The organism is Oleiphilus sp. HI0066, from assembly GCF_001635725.1.
Window position 1 is genome coordinate 1 of sequence record NZ_LWFH01001506.1, and the last position, 1,441, is coordinate 1,441.

General features: G+C 46.5%; 2 protein-coding genes and 1 pseudogene. All 3 read right to left on the reverse strand.

Annotated features, from left to right (window positions below):
• Window positions 1-318 (reverse strand): annotated as a pseudogene (locus tag A3738_RS23460) (acyltransferase); the annotation flags it as partial.
• Between the two features lie 79 nt (window positions 319-397).
• Window positions 398-727, reverse strand: a complete 330-nt coding sequence (locus A3738_RS23465) for a YkvA family protein (RefSeq protein WP_068477701.1) — start codon at window positions 725-727, stop codon at window positions 398-400.
• A 3-nt stretch (window positions 728-730) separates the two neighbouring features.
• A partial coding sequence (locus A3738_RS31440) for a hypothetical protein (protein ID WP_197473984.1) occupies window positions 731-1,441 on the reverse strand: 711 nt, incomplete at its 5' end.

Here is a 1,441-nt window from a genome sequence, read left to right on the forward strand (position 1 = left end):
TTTCTGAACGACAGGAATGTCGGCCCAAGACTGATGATTACAATTAACAAGATACCATTCGTCCTTGCTTAGCCCATCTAGCCCCGTTACATGCCAGTCCATTTTTAGGAATAAAGTGAATAGGCTGCTGTTTACTCCAATCCAAAAGGTAGCGATTTGGATCGCGATTTTTGTGCAAATTTTGCTAAGAAATGAAAGTGGCAAAATAAATTTTAGAAGTGCCACCGACATTAAGAATGGGAAACACACAATGGTATTAAGAATAATGATCAGAACGATCAATACGCCGCGAACAACTCCGGGTAAAAAACTGAACATCGGATACCTCTTCTTTTATTTTTAGCGCAGTCTAGCGATCCGAGAAATCTGAATCAACCGCTGTAAGGTGAAGAAGCTGTTATGGAATGATTTGCTCCGCTTTGTCGGCAGCCTTTTGTTTGTTTTCGTCCGTGATATGGCCTGCGAGCGCTGAGATTGCAGCAATCATGACGCCTAAATCATCGGTATAGCCTAGTACGGGTGTAAGATCAGGGATGCCATCGATAAAACTAATGAAGTAGGCCAGAGCCCCAGTGATAACGCCTTTGCACCACGTAGGTGTTTTGGGGTCGCGCATGGTGTAGTAGAGTAGCAGCGCTTTTTCGATGGTTTCGCGACCTGCAGATTTATAAGCGCGTTTCAGCTTATCCCGAAACGCTTCTTTGGTGATCGCTGGTGGTTTGCTCATGCGCTAATTGTCGAAGGTCGGACTAAGATCTTGGTCTAACTGTGCGAACACTAGTCCAAGAGCATTATCCTGTAGCCAGAGCAAATTAATTAATTTGACTGTCTTGCCTGTCGCGCCATCTTCTCTTGCCGCGAAACCTCGCAGTGTTAACGCATCCCCACCGATATTGAAGACTATTTCTACTTGGCCTTTGTCGAGTGAGCATGATGCACTGTTATAGTTGGTCGTGCTTGAAATAACTGGCATTGAAAGCGTGCCGTTGCTGCTCAGGTCATGCTCGACCGATACCGATTGCAAACCGAGAGTTGCCCTGCAGCCGCTGCCATCCTCTTCTAAACTTAAGCGCGATTCATTTACATTTGCTAGACGATGCTTATCTGCATCCATATAGAAATAATTTCCACTCAATGTGAAATCAAGAGGCGTGCTACTTAGGGTGATATCATCGTTACGAGCCTTAGTGGCGATGATAAGGCTGCGTGATGCGCTATTGTTTGATGTGTCGCGGGTTGTGAAAGCTAAGTGCTGGCCATTTTCAGTCATATGCCCAATTGCTCGGTCAGAGCCTGTTCCCAGAGTAAGCAATCCAAAAGTATCGAGAGTGCCGCTGCCGCCTTCGTAGAGATCTAGGCTCCGGCTACCGCTCAAACCTCCAGTCTGTTGCTGTGCCGCACTAAAGGCCATGTCTTTATCTCGCGCTAATTCCCACGTGCG